Origin of the sequence: Rhodococcus erythropolis R138 (assembly GCF_000696675.2) — a bacterium.
GTDB lineage: Bacteria > Actinomycetota > Actinomycetes > Mycobacteriales > Mycobacteriaceae > Rhodococcus_F > Rhodococcus_F erythropolis.
In genome coordinates this window covers 3450681-3455435 of sequence record NZ_CP007255.1, presented here as the reverse complement: position 1 = coordinate 3455435, position 4755 = coordinate 3450681, and the positions used below count along the sequence as shown (strand labels likewise).

Below are 4755 nucleotides of genomic sequence, written 5' to 3'. Positions count from 1 at the left end.
AGCGCCCCGCCCCGCATGATCTCCGCGGCCGCCGAGTGCGTAGCCGCGTCCGAATCAACAGCGCGAAAGCAAGAGGCTGATCGCGCCTCTCAAGCAGTCGTACCCAGAATCGGCAAGCGCATGCACCGCCCCACCAGTCGATGTCACGTACGTATCGCTCATGTTTCGCGTGCCCGATATGTACTAAAAGTGTGAATGTGTCTCGTCACCTCGGTAATGTCCCACTCCGAGAAGACACATCCCCCGAGGGGAGCAGGCGCATGGACATCACCACCATTACCGACGTGATACGCCGACCACCGGATCGCCCAGGGGACGTGTGGCGTCCCGGCGACGCCTGGCTCGCGGGAGGAACGTGGCTGTTCTCAGCGGAACAACCCGACACACGTCGACTGGTCGACCTCACCGCGCTCGGTTGGACACCACTGGAGGTCGGCGCGACTCATTTCCGTGTCGGAGCTACGTGCACCGTTGCCGAACTGTATGCGTTTGTCCCGCCGGACAATTGGCGTGCGAGTCCACTTATTCGTGTCAGCTGCGAGTACTTCCTCTCGTCTTTCAAGGTGTGGAATTCGGCCACCGTAGGCGGCAACATCTGTATGTCGCTTCCCGCCGGACCGATGATCACGCTGGCAGTTGCACTCGAGGCTACTTTCACGCTGTGGGCCACCGCCGGAACAGTGAGGACCGTCGACGCGTGCGACTTCGTGACCGGTGACCACCAGAATGTCCTGGAGCCGGGCGAAGTTCTTCGGAGCATCGAGTTCCCGGTGCACGCGCTCACCAAACGCCACGCCCACCGCCGCTTCAGTCTCACGCACCTCGGCCGTTCGACGATCTTCATGATCGCGACGCAGACTCCGGGAGCCGACGACTTTCACCTCACCATCACCGCCGGCACTACGCATCCGATCCGGCTGACGTTCGACACGATGCCGGACGAGCACTCTCTGCGACGAGCTGTCGACTCCATTTCGGCCGACAGTTGGTTCGACGATCCCAACGGAACCCCCGACCACCGCCTGCACCTCGCCCGTCACTACGCCGACGAGCTCCGAATCGAACTCACGGGGAGCCAGTCATGAGCTACACGGTGAACGACCGGAAGTTCGACGAGGAACCGTTCCCAGGACAGTGTCTCCGGACGTTTCTTCGACACCTCGGACACCACGGGGTGAAGAAGGGTTGCGACGGCGGGGACTGCGGGGCGTGCACAGTGTGGCTCGACGGAGCGCCGATACACAGCTGCATCACGCCCGCCTTTCGCGCCGACGGTCGCGCGGTGACCACGATCGAGGGACTCGGCACGCCCGAAGATCTCCATCCGATTCAGCAACAGTTCCGGGATGCACCCGGCTTTCAGTGTGGGTTCTGCACCGCCGGAATGATCATGACCTCCGCGGCGCTCACCGACGCGCAGAAAGAAGACTTGCCGCGAGCGCTCAAGGGAAACCTGTGCCGCTGCACCGGTTACCGATCCATCGAAGACGCGGTCAACGGTGTCGGCGCTGTCGAAGTTGCCCTCCCCGGACGGGCGGTCGGGACCAGCGTCGGGGCGCCGGCGGCCACCGACGTCGTGACCGGCCGAGCCGAATACACTATGGACACCGCGATCGACGGCATGCTGCACCTGAAAGTGCTGCACTCGCCCCACGCGCATGCACGCATCACCTCCATCGACACCACCGAGGCGCTCGCCGTCCCCGGTGTCCATCGCGTGTACACCTGGAAAGACGTGCCGCGCAAGCTCTTTACAACGGCAATTCATACCGACCACCTTGTTGATCCGGACGACACGTACATCCTCGACAACGTCGTGCGGTTCGTGGGTCAGCGTGTGGTGGCCGTCCTCGCCGACTCGGTCGTCGCTGCGGAAGAAGGCCGTCGGAAGGTGAAGGTCGTTTACGAGATCCTGCCTTCCGTGTTCGATCCGGAAGAGGCCATGGCCGACGGCGCTCCAGCCCTGCACGGATCCGACGATCCCTTTGTTCGAGATCCCGAGCACAACATCCTGCTCGAACTTCACGGTCACGTGGGCGACGTCGAGGCCGGGTTCGCCGAGGCCGACGTCATCCACGAAGGCACCTACTTCTCCCCGCGAGTGCAGCACGCACATCTCGAGACGCACGGTTCGATTTCATGGATGGAAGACGGACGCCTTCACGTTCGCACGAGTTCGCAGTCCCCCTCCATCGCCAAGGTCAAACTCGCCCATCTCTTCGACCTCCGCCCGGATCAGCTGCGCGTGTTCTGCAAACGCGTGGGCGGCGGGTTCGGAGGAAAACAGGAAGTGATCAGCGAAGATCTGGTGGCGCTCGCCACCCTGGACACCGGTCGTCCCGTCTGCCTCGAATTCACCCGAGAAGAAGAGTTCACCACCGCGTCACCGCGTCATCCGATGAAACTCACAATCAAGCTCGGAGCAAAGTCGGACGGGACACTCACCGCGTTCCACTATCGCAACGTCTCGAACACCGGTGCATACGGAAACCACGGCGGAGAGACACTCTTTGCCGGCGGCGCGGCAGTCTCGCTCTATCGCTGTGCGAACAAGAAGTTCGATGCGTATTCCGTGTACACCAATAACGTCCCGAGCGGCGCTTTGCGTGGGTACGGGATGACTCAACCGGCCTTTGCCGTGGAATCGGCCATGACCGAATTGGCCATCGCGCTGAACATGGATCCGCTCGAACTGCGTCGACGCAATATCGTCCGACCTGGCGATTCACTCGTCGCACTCGAAGGCGGCCCGGACGACGTGATCTTCACCGAAGACGGACTGGGGCAATGCATCGATTTGATCGACGCAGCGTTGAAGCGCCAACCGGTTCCCTCGCTCGGAGACGATTGGCTGATCGGCACCGGTACTGCCAGTTCACTACATGAGACCGCGCCACCCACCGAGCACATTTCCGAGGCTTGGCTCACCCTCGGCGAAGACTGTGTATACGAACTTGCTATCGGCACAGTCGAATTCGGTGAGGGAACTTCTACGGCCCACGTGCAGATCGCCGCAAATCAGCTGGGCACAACACCGTCACGTGTACGAATCATTCAGTCGGACACCGACCGAACCGGTTTCGACACAGGCGCTTTCGCCAGCGCCGGCCTGTTTGTCGCTGGGAACGCGGTACTCCGCGCGTCGAATGCGCTCCGCGATCGACTACTGGCCTTCGCCGCACATCACACCGGCGTCTCGATTGACCTGTGCTCGATGGACGACGACAAGATCGTCTGCGGTAGTACTCGATTAACACTGCAAGAGTTACTCGAGGCTGCACGCCCGCGCGGGATCCGATTCACCGAAGCACGGAAAGCGTACGGGTCGCCGCGCAGCGTGGTGTCCAACACTCATGGCTTCCGGATCGCCGTCCATCGCATCACCGGCGAGATCCGCATCCTCTACAGTGTCCAAGCCACCGACGCTGGGGTGATCATCAATCCGGCGCAGGTGCGGGGACAGATCGAAGGTGGCGTCGCCCAGGGCATCGGCTTCGCACTCACCGAGAACTTCCACGTAGACGCAAACGGCGCGATGACGAACCCGAATCTACGTAACTACCGGATCCCGACCTATGCAGATGTCCCACGCACCGAGGTGATCCTCGTCGAGTCATCAGACTCCGTCGGCCCACTCCGCTCCAAGGGCATGGCGGAGTGCTGCATCAATCCGGTTGCCCCTGCTTTGGCGAACGCACTGCAGGATGCCACCGGGTCACGATTCCGGTCACTACCGCTCACCCCGGAACGCATCTACTCAGGCCTGAACCGATGACCGCGAACACATCGGCGGACAGCGCCGCTACGGTCATCATCGGCCAGCGAGTGCGTGCCGGACTGGAGAAAGAATTCGAGGTCTGGCAGAAAGATCTCAACCGGGCGGCCGCAGATTATGCAGGCTTCCTCGGGGCAGAAATCGCGGCTCCGACGCCCACCCAACCTGATTGGGTGATCGTGTACCGATTCGACTCCATCGCTCATGTTCAAGCGTGGATCAACAGCGCGACGAGGCAGGACTACCTCGACAGCGGTCGTCAGTTCTTCGACGGCCCGGCCACGCAGCAGGTAGTGAGCGGCGGGATCAGGCCTCCGGACCCACTGCTGACTGTCGTAGTGACGCACCGAGTAGGTGACGACAGTATCGACGAGTTCCTTGCCTGGCAGGATCGCCTTCGGGAGGTGGAGAGTGCTTTCGACGGATTCCGCGGCACCGAACTGTTTCGCCCAGTCGACGGTGTGCAGGATGAGTGGACCCTGCTGTATCGCTTCGACAATGCTGCCCATCTCGACACGTGGCTGACTTCCCCTGAGCGACAACAGCTTCTCGCCGAGGGTCGCAAGTTCCACGACTTCGAACTGCGAACCGTGGACAATTCGTTCGGCAGTTGGTTTGCCTTCGACGAGAACGGAAACGAGGCCCCTCCACCTTCGGAGACAAAAACCTCGATCGCGGTCTGGGTCGGTCTCTACCCGACTGTCGTCTTGCTAACTTTGGCGCTGTCACCGCTGAAGCTGCCACTCTGGCTCGGATTGTTGATCGGCAACCTGTTGTCGAGCTTCATCATGAGTTTCTTCACGATGCCGTACTACGTGAATCGGCTCCTGCACCGTTGGCTGCGTCCACCTCCAGGGATTCCTGTCGCAAAAACCAACGCGCAAGGGGTGGCGATCGTCGCTGCGGTGACCTTGTTCTGGGTGGTCGTCTTCTATCTGGTGACTACTCAGTTCTGGTCGCTGCCCTGAGCTCTCCAGAAC

Annotated in this window: 3 protein-coding genes; all 3 read left to right on the top strand. The window is 61.6% G+C overall.

Annotated elements, in window-relative coordinates; genetic code table 11:
• Positions 1-260: 260 nt before the first annotated feature.
• From H351_RS15980 to H351_RS15970, 3 genes are read left to right on the top strand one after another with little or no spacing between them, the layout of a single operon-like run.
• A complete protein-coding gene (locus tag H351_RS15980; RefSeq protein ID WP_029255493.1) occupies positions 261-1085 on the top strand; it encodes an FAD binding domain-containing protein in 825 nt (274 codons plus the stop codon).
• Positions 1082-3775, top strand: coding sequence for a molybdopterin-dependent oxidoreductase (locus H351_RS15975; protein WP_029255494.1), 2694 nt, complete (start codon positions 1082-1084; stop codon positions 3773-3775). The genes H351_RS15980 and H351_RS15975 overlap by 4 nt, the downstream gene beginning before the upstream one ends.
• The gene (locus H351_RS15970) at positions 3772-4743 is read left to right on the top strand and encodes an antibiotic biosynthesis monooxygenase (RefSeq protein WP_029255495.1); all 972 of its coding nucleotides are present in this window, start codon (positions 3772-3774) and stop codon (positions 4741-4743) included. The genes H351_RS15975 and H351_RS15970 overlap by 4 nt, the downstream gene beginning before the upstream one ends.
• The last annotated feature ends 12 nt before the right edge of the window (positions 4744-4755 follow it).